Origin of the sequence: Bacillus sp. ATD (genome assembly GCF_050585765.1) — a bacterium.
Taxonomy (GTDB): domain Bacteria; phylum Bacillota; class Bacilli; order Bacillales; family Bacillaceae; genus Bacillus; species Bacillus stercoris.
Genome location: NZ_JBOBQH010000012.1, coordinates 99,011 through 114,675, shown reverse-complemented (window position 1 = coordinate 114,675; position 15,665 = coordinate 99,011). Strand labels below are relative to the sequence as shown.

The 15,665-nt window shown below is 44.4% G+C and carries 16 protein-coding genes, 10 tRNA genes, 1 pseudogene and 1 riboswitch; of the genes and pseudogenes, 20 read left to right on the top strand and 7 right to left on the bottom strand.

What is annotated here, in order from left to right; genetic code table 11:
- Positions 1 to 5: 5 nt before the first annotated feature.
- From ACQXR1_RS20515 to ACQXR1_RS20475, 9 genes are all read left to right on the top strand, one after another.
- A tRNA-Thr gene (locus tag ACQXR1_RS20515) sits at positions 6 to 78 on the top strand.
- A 21-nt stretch (positions 79 to 99) separates the two neighbouring features.
- Positions 100 to 184 (top strand) — tRNA-Tyr (locus ACQXR1_RS20510).
- A gap of 5 nt (positions 185 to 189) precedes the next feature.
- Positions 190 to 263, top strand: a tRNA-Trp gene (locus tag ACQXR1_RS20505).
- Positions 264 to 287: 24 nt separating this feature from the next.
- A tRNA-His gene (locus tag ACQXR1_RS20500) sits at positions 288 to 363 on the top strand.
- A gap of 9 nt (positions 364 to 372) precedes the next feature.
- Positions 373 to 444, top strand: a tRNA-Gln gene (locus tag ACQXR1_RS20495).
- Positions 445 to 492: 48 nt separating this feature from the next.
- Positions 493 to 567, top strand: a tRNA-Gly gene (locus tag ACQXR1_RS20490).
- 5 nt (positions 568 to 572) lie between these two features.
- A tRNA-Cys gene (locus tag ACQXR1_RS20485) sits at positions 573 to 643 on the top strand.
- 7 nt (positions 644 to 650) lie between these two features.
- Positions 651 to 739 (top strand) — tRNA-Leu (locus tag ACQXR1_RS20480).
- A gap of 256 nt (positions 740 to 995) precedes the next feature.
- Positions 996 to 1,077 (top strand) — tRNA-Leu (locus tag ACQXR1_RS20475).
- A gap of 78 nt (positions 1,078 to 1,155) precedes the next feature.
- Here the strand turns inward: ACQXR1_RS20475 and spo0M are convergent.
- Positions 1,156 to 1,932, bottom strand: a complete 777-nt coding sequence (spo0M, locus tag ACQXR1_RS20470; protein WP_430772783.1) for a sporulation control protein Spo0M — start codon at positions 1,930 to 1,932, stop codon at positions 1,156 to 1,158.
- A gap of 139 nt (positions 1,933 to 2,071) precedes the next feature.
- Here spo0M and ACQXR1_RS20465 point away from each other — a divergent pair, with 139 nt between their 5' ends.
- Positions 2,072 to 2,275, top strand: coding sequence for a hypothetical protein (locus ACQXR1_RS20465; RefSeq protein WP_147771670.1), 204 nt, complete (start codon positions 2,072 to 2,074; stop codon positions 2,273 to 2,275).
- An 83-nt stretch (positions 2,276 to 2,358) separates the two neighbouring features.
- Here the strand turns inward: ACQXR1_RS20465 and ACQXR1_RS20460 are convergent.
- A pseudogene (locus tag ACQXR1_RS20460) lies at positions 2,359 to 2,628 on the bottom strand (spore coat protein).
- Between the two features lie 41 nt (positions 2,629 to 2,669).
- Here ACQXR1_RS20460 and ACQXR1_RS20455 point away from each other — a divergent pair.
- Complete coding sequence (locus ACQXR1_RS20455; protein WP_430772782.1) at positions 2,670 to 3,371, top strand: Type 1 glutamine amidotransferase-like domain-containing protein; 702 nt, start codon at positions 2,670 to 2,672, stop codon at positions 3,369 to 3,371.
- Positions 3,372 to 3,430: 59 nt separating this feature from the next.
- Positions 3,431 to 3,538: riboswitch (TPP riboswitch) on the top strand.
- A 132-nt stretch (positions 3,539 to 3,670) separates the two neighbouring features.
- The gene (gene thiC / locus ACQXR1_RS20450) at positions 3,671 to 5,443 is read left to right on the top strand and encodes a phosphomethylpyrimidine synthase ThiC (RefSeq protein ID WP_069839156.1); all 1,773 of its coding nucleotides are present in this window, start codon (positions 3,671 to 3,673) and stop codon (positions 5,441 to 5,443) included.
- 37 nt (positions 5,444 to 5,480) lie between these two features.
- Here thiC and ACQXR1_RS20445 read toward each other — a convergent pair whose 3' ends face one another.
- Entirely contained in the window at positions 5,481 to 6,836 is a 1,356-nt protein-coding gene (locus ACQXR1_RS20445) for an FAD-binding oxidoreductase (protein ID WP_306289968.1), read from the bottom strand.
- Between the two features lie 248 nt (positions 6,837 to 7,084).
- On the opposite strand from ACQXR1_RS20445, the gene senS reads away from it, so the two are divergent.
- Positions 7,085 to 7,282, top strand: coding sequence for a transcriptional regulator SenS (gene senS / locus ACQXR1_RS20440; protein WP_003245192.1), 198 nt, complete (start codon positions 7,085 to 7,087; stop codon positions 7,280 to 7,282).
- 24 nt (positions 7,283 to 7,306) lie between these two features.
- Here the strand turns inward: senS and katA are convergent, their stop codons facing one another.
- On the bottom strand, positions 7,307 to 8,758 hold the full coding sequence (gene katA / locus ACQXR1_RS20435) for a catalase KatA (RefSeq protein WP_430772781.1): 1,452 nt from the start codon (positions 8,756 to 8,758) through the stop codon (positions 7,307 to 7,309).
- A gap of 404 nt (positions 8,759 to 9,162) precedes the next feature.
- Here katA and ACQXR1_RS20430 point away from each other — a divergent pair, with 404 nt between their 5' ends.
- From ACQXR1_RS20430 to rpsN, 6 genes are all read left to right on the top strand, one after another.
- Positions 9,163 to 9,930, top strand: a complete 768-nt coding sequence (locus tag ACQXR1_RS20430; protein WP_430772780.1) for an ABC transporter ATP-binding protein — start codon at positions 9,163 to 9,165, stop codon at positions 9,928 to 9,930.
- 17 nt (positions 9,931 to 9,947) lie between these two features.
- Positions 9,948 to 10,946 carry an aliphatic sulfonate ABC transporter substrate-binding protein gene (locus ACQXR1_RS20425; RefSeq protein ID WP_430772779.1) on the top strand — a complete coding sequence of 333 codons (999 nt, stop codon included), beginning with the start codon at positions 9,948 to 9,950 and terminating at the stop codon, positions 10,944 to 10,946.
- Entirely contained in the window at positions 10,943 to 11,773 is an 831-nt protein-coding gene (locus ACQXR1_RS20420) for an ABC transporter permease (RefSeq protein ID WP_430772778.1), read from the top strand. Before ACQXR1_RS20425 ends, ACQXR1_RS20420 begins: the two co-directional genes overlap by 4 nt.
- 20 nt (positions 11,774 to 11,793) lie before the next feature.
- Positions 11,794 to 12,924, top strand: a complete 1,131-nt coding sequence (ssuD, locus tag ACQXR1_RS20415; RefSeq protein ID WP_430772777.1) for an FMNH2-dependent alkanesulfonate monooxygenase — start codon at positions 11,794 to 11,796, stop codon at positions 12,922 to 12,924.
- A 100-nt stretch (positions 12,925 to 13,024) separates the two neighbouring features.
- Complete coding sequence (locus ACQXR1_RS20410; RefSeq protein ID WP_304592888.1) at positions 13,025 to 13,561, top strand: hypothetical protein; 537 nt, start codon at positions 13,025 to 13,027, stop codon at positions 13,559 to 13,561.
- A gap of 113 nt (positions 13,562 to 13,674) precedes the next feature.
- On the top strand, positions 13,675 to 13,944 hold the full coding sequence (gene rpsN / locus ACQXR1_RS20405) for a 30S ribosomal protein S14 (protein ID WP_014663297.1): 270 nt from the start codon (positions 13,675 to 13,677) through the stop codon (positions 13,942 to 13,944).
- Positions 13,945 to 13,961: 17 nt separating this feature from the next.
- On the opposite strand, the gene ACQXR1_RS20400 is transcribed toward rpsN, so the two are convergent.
- Positions 13,962 to 14,435 (bottom strand): hypothetical protein, encoded by a 474-nt coding sequence (locus tag ACQXR1_RS20400; RefSeq protein WP_304592870.1) that lies wholly within the window; start codon positions 14,433 to 14,435, stop codon positions 13,962 to 13,964.
- Position 14,436: 1 nt separating this feature from the next.
- Complete coding sequence (locus ACQXR1_RS20395) at positions 14,437 to 14,637, bottom strand: helix-turn-helix transcriptional regulator (RefSeq protein WP_009966860.1); 201 nt, start codon at positions 14,635 to 14,637, stop codon at positions 14,437 to 14,439.
- Positions 14,638 to 14,830: 193 nt separating this feature from the next.
- On the opposite strand from ACQXR1_RS20395, the gene ACQXR1_RS20390 reads away from it, so the two are divergent.
- Positions 14,831 to 14,904, top strand: a tRNA-Gly gene (locus ACQXR1_RS20390).
- A 90-nt stretch (positions 14,905 to 14,994) separates the two neighbouring features.
- Here the strand turns inward: ACQXR1_RS20390 and ACQXR1_RS20385 are convergent.
- Entirely contained in the window at positions 14,995 to 15,618 is a 624-nt protein-coding gene (locus tag ACQXR1_RS20385; RefSeq protein WP_040083647.1) for a B3/B4 domain-containing protein, read from the bottom strand.
- Positions 15,619 to 15,665: the final 47 nt, after the last annotated feature.

Here is a 15,665-nt window from a genome sequence, read left to right as displayed (position 1 = left end):
CCTATGCCGGTGTAGCTCAATTGGTAGAGCAACTGACTTGTAATCAGTAGGTTGGGGGTTCAAGTCCTCTTGCCGGCACTGTTTTTCAAAATTTAATGTGGAGGGGTAGCGAAGTGGCTAAACGCGGCGGACTGTAAATCCGCTCCCTCAGGGTTCGGCAGTTCGAATCTGCCCCCCTCCACCATTTATAGGGGCATAGTTTAACGGTAGAACAGAGGTCTCCAAAACCTCCGGTGTGGGTTCGATTCCTACTGCCCCTGCCAAATTTATGACATCTTGAGATTATGGCGGTTGTGGCGAAGTGGTTAACGCACCAGATTGTGGCTCTGGCACTCGTGGGTTCGATTCCCATCAATCGCCCCATATTATCATTGGGCTATAGCCAAGCGGTAAGGCAACGGACTTTGACTCCGTCATGCGTTGGTTCGAATCCAGCTAGCCCAGTCTCACTTTTCATATCAACTGCATATGATGTATTAAGTCCCTTAAAATGCGGAAGTAGTTCAGTGGTAGAACACCACCTTGCCAAGGTGGGGGTCGCGGGTTCGAATCCCGTCTTCCGCTCCAATTACGGCGGCATAGCCAAGTGGTAAGGCAGAGGTCTGCAAAACCTTTATCCCCGGTTCGAATCCGGGTGTCGCCTTTCTTTTGCCGGGGTGGTGGAATTGGCAGACACACAGGACTTAAAATCCTGCGGTAGGTGACTACCGTGCCGGTTCAAGTCCGGCCCTCGGCACCAATTTTACTTACATGGTAAGTTGAATTGGTGTTTGTGTTTTATCATTATAACTAATCTATAAATGATCTACTTATGTAGATCATTTTTTTATTGCTTTGATTTCTCATAACTGGCTAAGTTATGAGAAATCGATGATAGAGATTCTCTTAACACTTTCTATTTTATATTTCCAAAAAAACTTTTTTGAAATACGTTGACACATTATGAGATCCATGATATATTTATATTCGTCGGTTAGATACGACGTAAAAAACTTGCCGGTGTGGCGGAATTGGCAGACGCGCACGACTCAAAATCGTGTTCCTTCTGGAGTGTCGGTTCGACCCCGACCACCGGTATACTGAAGAACCCGTTTCTTATTTAGAAACGGGTTTTTATTTTTATCGAAGAAAAGGAGCTAAGGCTCCTTTTTTTACTTACTCAGCGTATTGGTCTATGATCTCTTCTAGTACCTCTTCTAGCTCTTCTGTATCTTCAAGCTCTGATTGGCTGAAACGGACACGAACAAGCTGTTCTCCGTCATTATACATCTCTTCCAGCCATCCTCGCAGTCCTCTTGCCCTGCGGTCGACTTCGAAAATGATTTCCAAACCGTCTTCGTCTAAAAGGAAAATGAGCTCTAATTCATCAAGCATCTGACGATAATATCCGGAAGTCGGGACGAACTCGAATTCTTGAACGAACGGAAGGCGACGCTGGAAGTAGGGTGCTTGTTCGCAGTCTGCTTCGTTAAGACGGAAGCCCAGGTTTTCGATAGCTCCCAGAACATTTTCAATCCAAGGGTGCGCTTCAACGAAAATGCGGTCATGATCAGATTTGTCGATACCGCCTTGAATGTCAAGGTCTGTCACCACGGCAACCTCTACTTTTCCTACAGTGATCGGCGTATCTAGAGGCAGAGTGAATGCGAACGGAAATTGATGCTCTTCTCCAGGCTGAATGGCAAATGAACCAGTGACCCGGAAAGAATGAATTGTAGCGTATTTCCGGTGCTCTTCGTCGTCTTTTACAATGACGTACTTGGTGTTAAGCTGTAAGTCAATATAGCGGATGTCCTGAGCGATTTTTCCGCCTTTGACGTGTACAGTTCCCCGGACTTCTTCTCCTGGAAAATATGCATCTTTCTCTAAAATTGTATCGACTTTTGCAGCTCCGATTCCGGCACTTGCCGCAAGTTTCTTAAAAAATGACATGTTTGATCTTCCCCTTTTTCTTTTTTTCAACAGATATACGCAAGAAGGAGGAAAAAAGATTCATTTGATTCATACTTTTTTCCTATTATTCACTAAGCCTAGGGGCAGACTAAGAATAATATTGAAAACAAAGGAGTAGATGGAAGTGAATAAAGAACATTTGGTTGCAGATGAATTACACAGAATGTTTTTGGCTGGTGAGCTGCAAATCACAGTAGAGGAGGATATAAACCATATTTCCGAAAGGCTGAGAAACGGCGATCTCAGTTTAGACCGATTAAGCGGTGAAGACGCGTTTATAAAAGAAACGGTAAACGAGGCTTTAAGAAGAGTGGAGGAATAAAAAAGAGACGGGATCTCATCTTTGAGATCCCGTCTCTTTTTGTGGTCTTTGCTGCAAGATTAAAGTGAATCGATTGAAATTGCTCACCCAAGCCACCCTTTTTCCAACAGAAGATCTGACAGTTCATCATGGAGATGGGCAGCTGTATCTAATTGATCATGCAATGCTCTTCTGATGTGGGGATTTTCGGCTTCTGTTATTGCGACAGTGTAGTTGTTAATGCTGTTTTTTATTGTTGTTAACAAATCAAAAATGTCTTCGGGATAAAGACTCAATGAGCAAGCCACCTCCTTTGGTTTTTATAGCAGCTCCTGATAAGAAAGTATTTTGCTTTGTTTCTTGCTTCTATTCAAAATGCTATAATAAACAACAAATTTTGTTGGGGAGTGTAATGATGAAACAGATTATTGCGATGGGAGGCGGGGGTTTTTCGATGGAGCCGGAAAATTTGTCCCTCGATCAATATATCCTCAATCAATCGGAACGGGAGTCACCTCGTATTTGTTTTTTGCCGACCGCGAGTGAAGATTCCCAAAACTATATTCAGCGGTTTTATCATGCGTTTCAAACAATGGATTGTGTGCCGTCTCATTTATCCTTATTTAAGCCGCCGTCAACAGATTTAACTTCTTTTGTTATGGAAAAGGACGTGATCTATGTTGGCGGGGGAAATACGCGCAATATGCTTGTGCTGTGGAAGGAATGGGGGCTGGACTTTATTCTCAGAGAGGCATGGAAGAACGGAGTGATTTTAGCTGGATTAAGTGCAGGTGCGATATGCTGGTTTGAAGAAGGCGTGACAGATTCGACCGGGCCGCTGACAAGTATGAAAAGTTTAGGTTTTTTGCAAGGGAGCTTTTGTCCCCATTATGACGGGGAAAAGGATCGGAGACCGGCATACCACCAGCTGATAGCTAACGAATTCTTGTGCAATGGCTATGCGGCGGACGATGGAGCGGCTCTCCATTTCATAAATGATCAGCTGTTTCAGACTGTGAGTTCAAGATCGGATGCAAAGGCATATCGGGTGATGAGGGATGAACATAGGATATCTGAAATCCCGTTGCCCGTCACATATTTGGATTCAATTAGCTGAATATTTTCTATATTCCTCTTTTTTTTCGATTGGTTTTATGTTAAGATGAGTCCGAAATCAATAGTTACTGGGGGTGCCCGCTTTCGGGCTGAGAGAGAAGATAAGCTTCTTAACCCTTTGGACCTGATCTGGTTCGTACCAGCGTGGGGAAGTAGAGGAATTGTTTTTATTATTGTCGTGCTGGGCAATAATATGTTTCTTTCTGACTGTAACCGGGTTCATTTTTATGAATCCGGTTTTTTGTGCTGGTTATGGGCTTGATTTTGTCCTTTCAAACGTAGAGAGGGGAAGGATAAGTAATGCAAAACAATTCAGTGCAGCAAGCCAACATTTCTATTATGTCGAGTTTTTCGGGCAGCAAAAAGGTATACGTGGAGGGTTCTTCTTCAGACATCCAAGTGCCGATGAGGGAGATTACATTGAGTCCGACGACGGGATCGTTCGGCGAGGAGGAAAACGCACCTGTGCGTGTCTATGATACAAGCGGACCGTATACGGACCCCGAAGTTACTATTAATATTCAAGAAGGATTAAAGCCGCTCCGCCAAAAGTGGATTACAGAGCGCGGTGATGTGGAAGAATATGAAGGTCGTGCAATAAAACCAGAAGATAATGGTTATAAAAAAGCAAATCCAAACGTAAGCTACCCAGGGCTAAAGCGGAAACCGCTGAGGGCGAAGGCTGGTCATAATGTCACCCAAATGCACTATGCCAAAAAGGGAATCATTACACCTGAGATGGAGTTTATCGCTATTCGAGAGCATGTGTCTCCCGAATTTGTAAGAGACGAGGTGGCAAGTGGCCGGGCAATCATTCCTTCAAACATTAATCACCCTGAAAGTGAGCCAATGATTATCGGCCGGAATTTTCATGTGAAGATTAATGCGAATATCGGGAATTCAGCTGTTACGTCATCCATTGAAGAAGAAGTGGAAAAAATGACGTGGGCCATCCGCTGGGGAGCAGATACAATGATGGATCTCTCTACAGGAAAAGATATTCATACGACGCGTGAATGGATTATTCGCAATTGTCCTGTGCCTGTGGGAACTGTTCCGATTTATCAGGCGCTTGAAAAAGTAAACGGCGTAGCGGAGGATTTAACGTGGGAGATTTATCGTGATACGCTGATCGAGCAGGCAGAACAGGGAGTGGATTATTTTACGATTCACGCGGGTGTTTTGCTTAGGTATGTGCCGCTGACTGCCAAAAGGACAACTGGTATCGTGTCCCGCGGGGGCGCAATTATGGCACAGTGGTGTCTGGCTCACCATCAAGAAAGCTTTTTATACACTCATTTTGAAGAGATCTGTGAAATCATGAAAACATATGATATTGCGTTTTCTCTTGGGGATGGTCTGCGTCCCGGATCAATCGCCGATGCTAATGACGAAGCACAGTTTGCTGAATTAGAGACGCTTGGAGAGCTGACGCAAATCGCGTGGAAGCATGATGTTCAAGTGATGATTGAGGGTCCTGGACATGTTCCGATGCATAAAATCAAAGAGAACGTCGATAAACAAATGGACATTTGTAAAGAAGCTCCTTTTTATACATTAGGGCCGTTGACAACGGATATTGCCCCTGGATATGACCATATTACTTCAGCGATCGGGGCGGCGATGATCGGTTGGTATGGGACAGCAATGCTTTGTTATGTAACACCGAAGGAGCATTTAGGGCTGCCAAACCGTGATGATGTTCGTGAAGGAGTCATTACATATAAGATCGCTGCGCACGCTGCGGACCTTGCAAAAGGGCATCCCGGAGCGCAAATCCGCGATGATGCGTTATCGAAAGCCCGTTTTGAATTCCGCTGGCGGGATCAGTTTAATCTATCACTTGATCCGGAAAGAGCGCTTGAATATCATGATGAAACTCTGCCGGCTGAAGGAGCAAAAACCGCTCACTTCTGTTCCATGTGCGGTCCAAAGTTTTGCAGCATGAGAATTTCTCAGGATATTCGAGATTATGCGAAGAAAAACGATCTCAGTGAAGCAGAAGCCATAAATAGAGGATTAAAAGAAAAAGCAAAAGAATTTGTCGATACGGGAAGCAATTTATATCAATAAAAAAGATGAAGATGGAGAATGCTCCATCTTCATTTTTTTAGAAAAACAGAGAACGTCGAAGCGGAGGAATACTCTGTTCAAAGCGGAAAACATTTTCTGGATCATATTTCGTTTTGACACGGCGGAGTCGTTCAACATTTTCGCCGTAATATGTTCTTGGCCAGTTTCTGATTTCGATATCTGGCCAATTTACGTAGTCCCCCATCGTTTCTCTCGAAAGGGATGTTCTCAGCTCCTCAATCCAGCGGACGTTTTGTCTTTTTTCTTCAGGGGATGTCCAGTTTGTTAGGTATTCCTGGGCAATGATTGCATCACGATAATAAAATGCTGTTTGGTCTGGAGCGATCCGTCCGGCTGCTCCGCCGAGCGACTGCTGCCAGACGCTGGCGTTTTGATTCGGAGCGTGCTCCAAAAAGTGTTTAATCGTTGAAATCGCACGTTCTGATAATGGCTTTTCAATGAAAGAGCCGGAGCGTTTCATTTTTTGAGGCTGATTGCCTCCCGGGCTGTTAAAAAAGGTTACCGCTTCAATGAAGGGCATTGCGATTACCATTCCGCTTGTCGGGCTTCCTGCTTTCAATAAAGGCTTTAACAGTTTTTTTAACTCTGTTTTTGGACCGACAAATTGGCCGAGGGCCTCTATCCGGTTTACTTCTTTAGGCCAAAACTCTATTGATGAGGTAAGCCGGTCATCTGTATAGGGGGCCCAGTGCTGCCACGTGTTAAATACTTCTTTAAAATCATCCCAGCCCCATGTAATTGAAAAAATCGACACTTGAGAGATGGGCACCGCTTGAAATGTCATGGAGGTGACAATGCCGAAATTGCCGCCTCCGCCTCCCTGAGACGCCCAAAATAAGTCTGGATGGTTTGAAGAGCTGACTGTAACCAAATCAGCGCCCTCTTTTTCGTCTGCTATTATCATCTCGAGATTCACGAGGCGGTCACAAGTAAGACCGGCAGCCCTTGTTAAAAGTCCAATACCTCCTCCGAGAGTTAAACCTGTGAGCCCTACATTAGCAATGGTGCCTGCGGGAAGCGTCAGGCCGTATTGCCAGAGAGTCCGATAGACTTCTCCCAATTCAGCGCCTGCTTCAATATAGGCAAGCTTTTTATCCTGATTTACAGTTATTTTTTTCATTTCGCTTAAATCAATAACAAGACCGTTATTTAAAAGGGAGAAATTTTCATAGCTGTGCCTGCCGCCTCTAATACGGAAAGGCACATGGTTTTCACGCGCCCATTTCAGCGCATTGAGTGCATCTTGTTTGTTTTGGCAAAACACAATGATGTCAGGATACCTTTCTAAGCTCAGGTTAATATTGGTCCTTGCTTCGTTATAGTCCGGATCATCCCGTGTGACGATACGTCCGGTCAGTTTTGTCTTTTCCACACTCCCACATCTCTTTCTCACGTATTCTAGTTACTCTAGCTTATGCGTCAGGGTAAAAGAGTGTATAAGGAAAAAGCGTGGATATAATCTAATAAAGCGTCAATATCTTCAAAATATAGTTGACAGGTCAGTATTGTATGAATTAACATGGTCAGTACAAATTTTCAAAACTGTCGCGCTGATCGGAACACCGAAGGCTCTTATCTTTAGATAAGGGCCTTTTTTGTATGAAAAAGGAGGGATTATTGATGGGAGTCAAAAAAGAAAAGGGAAGAAAACGATTCAGGAAGCGAAAAACCTACGGGAATCAGATTTTGCCGCTCGAGCTGCTGATTGAAAAAAACAAACGAGAGATCATAAACAGCGCGGAGCTCATGGAGGAAATTTATATGAAGATTGATGAGAAGCATACGCAATGCGTAACTAAATATAAAAAAACCCGCTGATTCCAGCGGGTTTTTGCATTTCGATTAAGCATCTTTTTTAATCGGCAATCCAAGGCCTTCTGCAACGCGTTTTCCGTATTCAGGGTCCGCTTTATAGAAGTGCTCGATTTGACGAAGCTTGATTTCTTCTTTTTCTACCGGCTTCATAGCATTAACAATATTTTCAACAAGGCGGGCACGTTCATCTTCGCTCATTAAACGATACAGGTCACCGGCTTGTGTATAGTGATCGTTGTGATCGTAGCTTACGCTGTCAGCGATACCTTGTACCGGATATGCTGCTTGCTTATCCTCAGGTGACTCTTTCGGGCCGCCGAAGCTGTTAGGCTCGTAGTATACAGATCCGCCGCCATTATTGTCAAAGCGCATTTGTCCATCACGCTGATAATTGTTCACTTTGTTGCGTGCACGGTTGATTGGCAGCGCTTGATGGTTTGCGCCGACACGGTAGCGGTGTGCATCATGATAAGCAAACAGTCGGCCTTGAAGCATTTTATCCGGTGAAACATCAATACCAGGCACGAGTGTTCCAGGTGAGAATGTCGCTTGTTCTACTTCAGCAAAATAGTTTTCCGGATTTCTGTCTAGAACCATGCGTCCGACCTCGATTAACGGGTAGTCTTTTTGAGACCAAACTTTTGTGACATCAAACGGATCGAAACGGTACGTATTTGCATCTTCTAAAGGCATGATTTGCACATATAGTTTCCATGCAGGGTAATCACCGTTTTCGATTGCGTTGAAAAGGTCTTCTGTATGGTAATCAGGATTTTCACCGGCAATTTTTGCTGCCGTATTGACATCAAGGTTTTTCACGCCTTGTTCTGTTTTAAAGTGATATTTAATCCATACGCCTTCGCCTTCGGCATTTGTCCATTTGAATGTATGGCTTCCGAAGCCGTGCATGTGGCGAAGTGTCGCAGGAATTCCGCGGTCAGACATCAGGATTGTCACTTGGTGCAGCGACTCTGGTGAAAGTGACCAGAAATCCCATACAGCCGTAGGGTTTTTCAGGTGTGTTTTTGGATCTCTTTTTTGTGTATGGATGAAATCAGGGAACTTAATCGCATCGCGGATAAAGAATACCGGCGTATTGTTGCCGACGATGTCGTAGTTTCCTTCTTCAGTATAAAATTTAACAGCAAATCCGCGTGGGTCGCGAACTGTGTCAGCCGAGCCAAGTTCACCGGCAACTGTTGAGAAACGGATGAACAGCGGTGTGCGTTTGCCGACTTCAGAAAGGAAAGCGGCTTTCGTATATTTTGTTACGTCGTTTGTCACTTCAAAATATCCGTGTGCGCCTGCTCCTTTGGCGTGAACAACACGTTCAGGAACACGTTCTCGGTTGAAATGGGCCAATTTTTCGAGTAAATGTACATCTTGAATTAAAGTTGGTCCGCGAGAACCGGCAGTCATTGAGTTTTGGTTATCTCCAACCGGAGCGCCCCAGCTAGTTGTCAGTTTATTTGAACTCATGTTATCACCTCTTGGAATTTATAAGAACATAATATCACCTCTAATTAAAAAGTCAATATTATTTTATAATTATTATAAAATAGTTATCTATATTAAGCGATATCTAGTATTGCAAATGGTGAAAAACCTTGTTATATCAGCTATTTCATAGCATTTAATAATTTTAGAAGAAATCATTTTTTCTTCTCTACTTGCGAAACAAGCAGAGTAAGTGATAAACAAGGATCAAAAACCGCATTTTTAAAAAAGAGTTGACATATCGGAATAATTTGAATTAACATGTTATTCAAACAAAAAACAATTGGGCAGCTGATCGGACCGCCGAAGGCTCTCATCTCTACAAGAACAGAGATGGGGGCCTTTTTGTTTTTTGAAGGCGGGGTTGGCAGAAAGAGGGGATAAAAGTGGCTGTGACCATCAGCATCAAAGAAAAGGCATTTGTTCAAGAGGGCCGCAAAAACACGGTCTTAGAGAACATACAATTATCAATCGCACCAGGTGAATTTTTAACGCTTATCGGACCGAGCGGGTGCGGGAAAAGCACCTTGTTAAAGATTATTGCGGGACTTGATTCTGAATATGACGGGAGTGTTGAAATCAACGGCCGCAGCGTAACAGCTCCGGGGATTCAGCAAGGATTTATTTTTCAGGAGCACCGCCTCTTTCCTTGGCTGACAGTTGAGCAGAATATTGCCGCCGACTTGAATTTGAAGGACCCAAAAGTCAAACAGAAGGTGGATGAACTGATCGAGATTGTCAGATTGAAAGGATCGGAAAAAGCATATCCGCGCGAGCTGTCAGGCGGCATGTCACAAAGAGTTGCCATTGCCCGGGCCCTTCTGCGGGAGCCTGAGGTGCTGCTTTTAGATGAACCGTTTGGTGCACTTGACGCTTTTACAAGAAAACATCTGCAGGACGTGCTGCTGGAGATATGGAGGAGGAAAAAAACAACGATGATTCTCGTGACTCACGATATAGATGAATCTGTTTATTTAGGAAATGAGCTTGCGATCCTTAAGGCCAAACCGGGGAAAATCCATAAGCTGATGCCCATTGACCTGGCGTATCCGCGGAACCGGACGACTCCGGATTTCCAAGCGATCAGGCAGAAAGTGCTGTCGGAATTCGAGAAAACAGAAGATTTGGAGTACGCTGAAGGATCAGGGATATAGAAAGGGCGGAAGCGGAAATGAAAAAAAGGCTCATTGTAATGGTTGCCGTTATTTTTTTGCTCGCAGGCTGCGGAGCAAACGGAGCCAATGGTGATCACAAACAATTGAAGGAAATTCGTATTGGTATTCAGCAAAGCTTAAGCCCGCTTTTGATCGCGAAGGAGAAAGGCTGGTTCGAAGATGCATTTGAAAAAGAAGGCATCAAAGTGAAATGGGTGGAGTTTCAAAGCGGTCCGCCCCAATTTGAAGGCCTTGCGGCAGACAAACTTGATTTTTCTCAAGTCGGCAATTCGCCTGTGATCGCTGGACAGGCGGCAGGCATTGACTTTAAAGAAATCGGTTTGTCACAGGACGGATTGAAAGCAAACGGCATCCTTGTGAATCAAGGCAGCGGCATTCAGGAAGTCAAGGACTTAAAGGGGAAGAAAATTGCAGTCGCTAAAGGCAGCAGCGGGTTTGATTTTTTGTATAAAGCGCTTGATCAAGTCGGGTTGTCAGCTAATGATGTGACAATTATTCAGCTTCAGCCTGATGAAGCGGCTTCGGCGTTTGAAAACGGATCTGTTGATGCCTGGTCCATTTGGGAGCCGTACTTGTCATTAGAAACTATGAAACACGGAGCAAAAATCCTTGTGAATGGAGAAAGCACAGATTTATATTCACCGGGCTTTACTTTAGTAAGAACCAAGTTTTTAGAAGAGCATCCAGACGAAGTGGTCCGTTTTCTGAAGGTGTTTAATAAGGCTGTTGTATGGCAAAAGGAACATTTGGATGAAGCAGCAGAACTGTATGCAGACATTAAAGATCTCGATAAAAAGGTCGTCGAAAATGTGCTGAAGAATACTGAGCCCCTGAATGAGGTCATTAGTGACGATATTGTGAAAGCACAGCAGGAAACAGCAGATTTTCAATTTCGAACGCAGGCGATAGATAAGAAGATTGATGTGAAGGATGTTGTGGATAACACTTTTATCAAAAAAGCATTAAAGGAATATTCCTCAGGAGGTGATCAGTGATGAAAGCAGAGGCTGCGGGCTCGCTGCCCAAAACGAATGCGGAAGCAGTGCGAAAAAAGCCCGGAAGGAGAAAATATGACTGGACGAAGGGGCTTTTACTGCCCGCTGCCATCATTGCCATCTGGCAGATTATCGGCGCGCTGGGGCTTGTGTCCGCTACAGTGCTGCCTACGCCTGTGACGATTGTCCTGACCTTTAAGGAGCTTATTTTGTCCGGTGAGCTGTTCGGCCATCTGCAAATCAGCATTTATCGAGCGGCGCTTGGTTTTTTGCTTGGCGCGGGACTTGGATTGATAATCGGGATTTTGGCCGGATTCTCAAAACGAACGGAGCTGTATCTTGATCCGTCGTTGCAAATGCTTAGAACGGTACCTCATTTGGCCGTCACGCCGCTGTTTATTTTATGGTTCGGATTTGACGAAGTATCTAAAATTTTGCTGATTGCGCTCGGTGCCTTCTTTCCCGTCTATATCAATACGTTTAACGGTATCCGCGGAGTTGATGCGAAGCTGTTTGAAGTCGCTCGGGTCCTTGAATTTAAATGGCATCAGCAGATAACCAAAGTGATATTGCCGGCAGCCCTGCCCAATATATTGCTAGGCATTCGCTTATCGCTCGGCATTGCATGGCTCGGGCTCGTTGTAGCAGAGCTGATGGGCTCAAGCTCGGGAGTCGGCTATATGATTATGGATGCGAGACAATTTTCACAAACGAACAAAGTCTTTGCAGGGATTATCATTTTTGCAGTGGTTGGAAAGCTGACGGATTCCTTCGTCAGGCTGCTTGAACGAAAGCTGTTAAAGTGGAGAAACAGCTACGAAGGATAGAGTATCTAAGGGGGATGAATATGGAAATTCTTTGGTTTATACCGACTCATGGAGACGCGAGATATTTAGGATCTGAAAGTGATGGACGGACTGCGGACCATCTTTACTTTAAACAAATCGCGCAGGCGGCAGACAGGCTGGGATATACAGGGGTTCTTCTGCCGACGGGAAGATCGTGCGAGGATCCGTGGCTTACAGCGTCGGCGCTGGCAGGAGAAACAAAGGACCTGAAGTTTTTAGTCGCGGTAAGACCTGGTTTAATGCAGCCTTCTTTAGCAGCCAGAATGACATCCACCCTAGACCGCATTTCAGACGGACGGCTGCTGATCAACGTTGTGGCAGGTGGCGATCCGTATGAGTTGGCAGGTGATGGCCTGTTTATCAGTCATGATGAGCGTTATGAAGCAACAGACGAATTTTTAACCGTTTGGCGAAAACTTTTGCAGGGAGAAACGGTTTCCTATGAAGGAAAGCATATAAAAGTGGAAAACAGCAATCTGCTTTTCCCGCCGCAGCAAGCGCCGCATCCGCCTATCTATTTCGGTGGATCGTCGCAGGCAGGGATTGAAGCTGCCGCAAAGCATACAGACGTGTACTTGACATGGGGGGAGCCGCCTGAACAAGTAAAAGAAAAGATTGAGAGAGTCAAAAAGCAGGCGGAAAAAGAAGGGAGATCTGTCCGGTTTGGCATTAGGCTGCATGTCATTGCCCGTGAAACTGAACAAGAGGCGTGGGAAGCGGCTGAGCGCTTGATCAGCCGCTTGGATGATGACACCATTGCCAAAGCGCAGGCTGCTTTAAGCCGTTACGACTCTTCAGGCCAGCAGCGGATGGCCGTTCTTCATCAAGGCGATCGGACGAAGCTTGAAATCAGCCCGAATCTGTGGGCGGGGATCGGTCTGGTCAGAGGAGGGGCAGGAACAGCCCTTGTCGGTGATCCGCAGACTATTGCCGACCGGATAGCGGAGTATCAGGCACTCGGCATAGAATCATTTATATTCTCCGGCTATCCGCATCTAGAAGAAGCGTATTATTTTGCAGAACTTGTATTTCCACTTTTGCCGTTTGAAAACGATCGGACGAGAAAGCTTCAGAACAAAAGGGGAGAAGCAGTAGGAAACACTTATTTTGTCAAAGAGAAAAATGCATGAGTTTAATTAAAATACAGCCCCTGAATATGGTATAATTTTCAAAAAGGGGGCTGTTTTTCTGAAAACATTGAGAAGCGCAGCAGTCATTTGCCTGATAGCTATGCTGTCGGCATGCGGACATTCAAAACAGATGGAAATCAAAGCAGCGGACATGTCAGATCTTGAAAAAAACAGAATGGATGTTGCAGCTTCACAGGCATTCACTGCTGAAGCCGTCAATATCGGTGAAGGTATTTCCTCAGCTGACATGTACATCGAACATTACCAAAAGGGAAAGCTTGTTGAGACGGTTGGACCATTTCGTGCAGATTATTCAGAGGAAAAACCCGATATCATACAATTTGTTTATTTTGTGAATGAAGAGGGGGAAGGAAAGGATAAACACACCACCATTCATTTTGGCATTGTGGATAAACAGGGAAATATAGCAGCTGATTCATCGGTGAAACGTGACGATAGCGCAACACAGGAAATGACTCAGAATATTTCATCGCCGGAACCGATTTCTTTCGAGAAGCCTGTTTTGATCGGCAGCAGTATTAGAGGGACTGACGAGACAATGCATACCTCTGAACATAAAAAAGAGCTCATTAAGCATCAAGATGCGTTACTGTATTATGTGAAATTGCATCATTAGAAACGGGCGGCTTCAGGCCGTCTGTTTTACAAAGCGGTATGCTTGATTTTTTAAAGGGAGCATGATACATTTTAAATCGTAATAATTTCGATTTGATAAGGAGGCTATGTGACTTGGCTAAAAAATCAAAAGTGGCAAAAGAGTTAAAACGACAACAGCTTGTTGAACAATACGCTGATATTAGACGCCAGTTGAAGGAAAAAGGAGATTACGAGGCACTCAGCAAGCTGCCAAAAGATTCAGCGCCGGGAAGGCTCCACAATCGCTGCATGGTAACGGGGCGCCCGAGAGGATATATGAGAAAGTTTAAAATGTCTAGAATCGCTTTTAGGGAGCTGGCCCATAAAGGCCAGATTCCAGGTGTGAAAAAAGCAAGCTGGTAAGAAAAAACTCCGGCCGATTACAGTGCGCCGGAGTTTTTTTCGTTTTTCTTGAAAGAGATGACGTAGGAAAGGTGCTGGATGATCATGATGACAAACACAATAATAATAGGGAAAAACGGCATGCGCGATTGAAAAAGCGGATAAAAAATGAGAAGCACCGCAGCGGCAGGCAGCGAGAAGTAGACAGCGATATATGAAGCGCGGCATGCTTTTGCCGTCATCATCTGCTCTCTTTCATCCTGCTCTTCAAATTCATCAGGCAGAAGAAGCTGCTTTCTGGCAGGGCGGCTTTTTTTCTGTAAGTACAAATAAACCGCAGTCGCCGCAATAAACAGAACAAAGGGGGTGAGGTCTAATTCAAACACCGTCCCGCCGCTCTTTGTGCGGAAAAAAGATGCTATGCCTTCCGAGGCTTCAAAGTATGAAATCAGCGTCCAGCATGCAAGGCCAAATAACACCAGTTGAAAAGCTGCTTTTGTTTTCATGCTCATCTTAGTTTTCCTCCTCTAACCAAAAGACATCCTCCATTTTCATGGAGAAGGCTTTGCAGATTTTCAATGCTAACAGCAGTGAGGGAACATAATCGCCTTTTTCAATGGCTGCCACAGTCTGTCTTGTGACGCCGACCGTTTCTCCGAGTTTTTCCTGAGAATAGCCGAAGCGTGCCCTCAGCTCTTTTACTTTATTTTTCATCATGACGTCTGTCCCCTTCACTTTCTTGTTTCATTATATTGTATAGTATACTTAACATTATGTAAACGGTACTTAACAACTTTACAAAAAGATAACTTTTTTTCGACAAAATTTTTATATTCCCTTGACGAAAAATAAATAAACCTGTAATATAAGAACAGTCAAAGCGGTACTGTTACTGACATTCACAAATGCGGGTGTAGTTTAGTGGTAAAACCTCAGCCTTCCAAGCTGATGTCGTGAGTTCGATTCTCATCACCCGCTCCATACATACGTTATTAACGCAGTGTTTCGTTTCTCAGATAAACGAAGTATTGCGTTTTTTTATGTAAAAAAGAACACGTTATTCGTGTTCTTTTACGTAAGCCAATGTACTGTATGGGTGCCGCCGTGAATTTGTTCAAACATTTTCGTTAATGATGATAAGAGTTTAACAGCGCTGCTTTTCTCAATGGATGGCGGAAAAAAAATGATTTGCAGCATATTTTTGGTCTCGTTTGAAACGGGATGTTGATTGAAGCTGTTTTTAAAATCGCCAAAAATGCCGTTTTCATCAGAGAAAAGCAGGATGTTTTCTTTTTCTCCCAATGAGATCCGGACAGACTCATGAAGCTTTCCGGCATCATAAATCATAATGGGCAGAGAATATTTTAATGCGAAAAAATCGATTGTGTCATGGGCCGAGTCCTTACTTTCCATGAATTGTTCTTTGGATATGGGGATCAGCATGTCCTCCATTGGGGTTGTTTCTCCCTCAAATGAAGGGTTAAGCTGTTTAAAGAGTTCCCGCCATTCCTTGACGAAGGGTTCATCAGGTATACCGCCGTCTGCATAGTCGAAAAACAGGGACTCCTGGAATAGGCGGAGTCTGCCTTTCAGCATTTGCGGTGAGGAGCCGACTTCGATATTCTCATAAATGACAGCTGCTGCATGTAAGCCAGCCGCACGTTCAGTAATAACAGAATCAAGTTTGATATTCACTAGCATTCACTCCAGTTACGTGATATCAACCTATTATAAACGCTGTA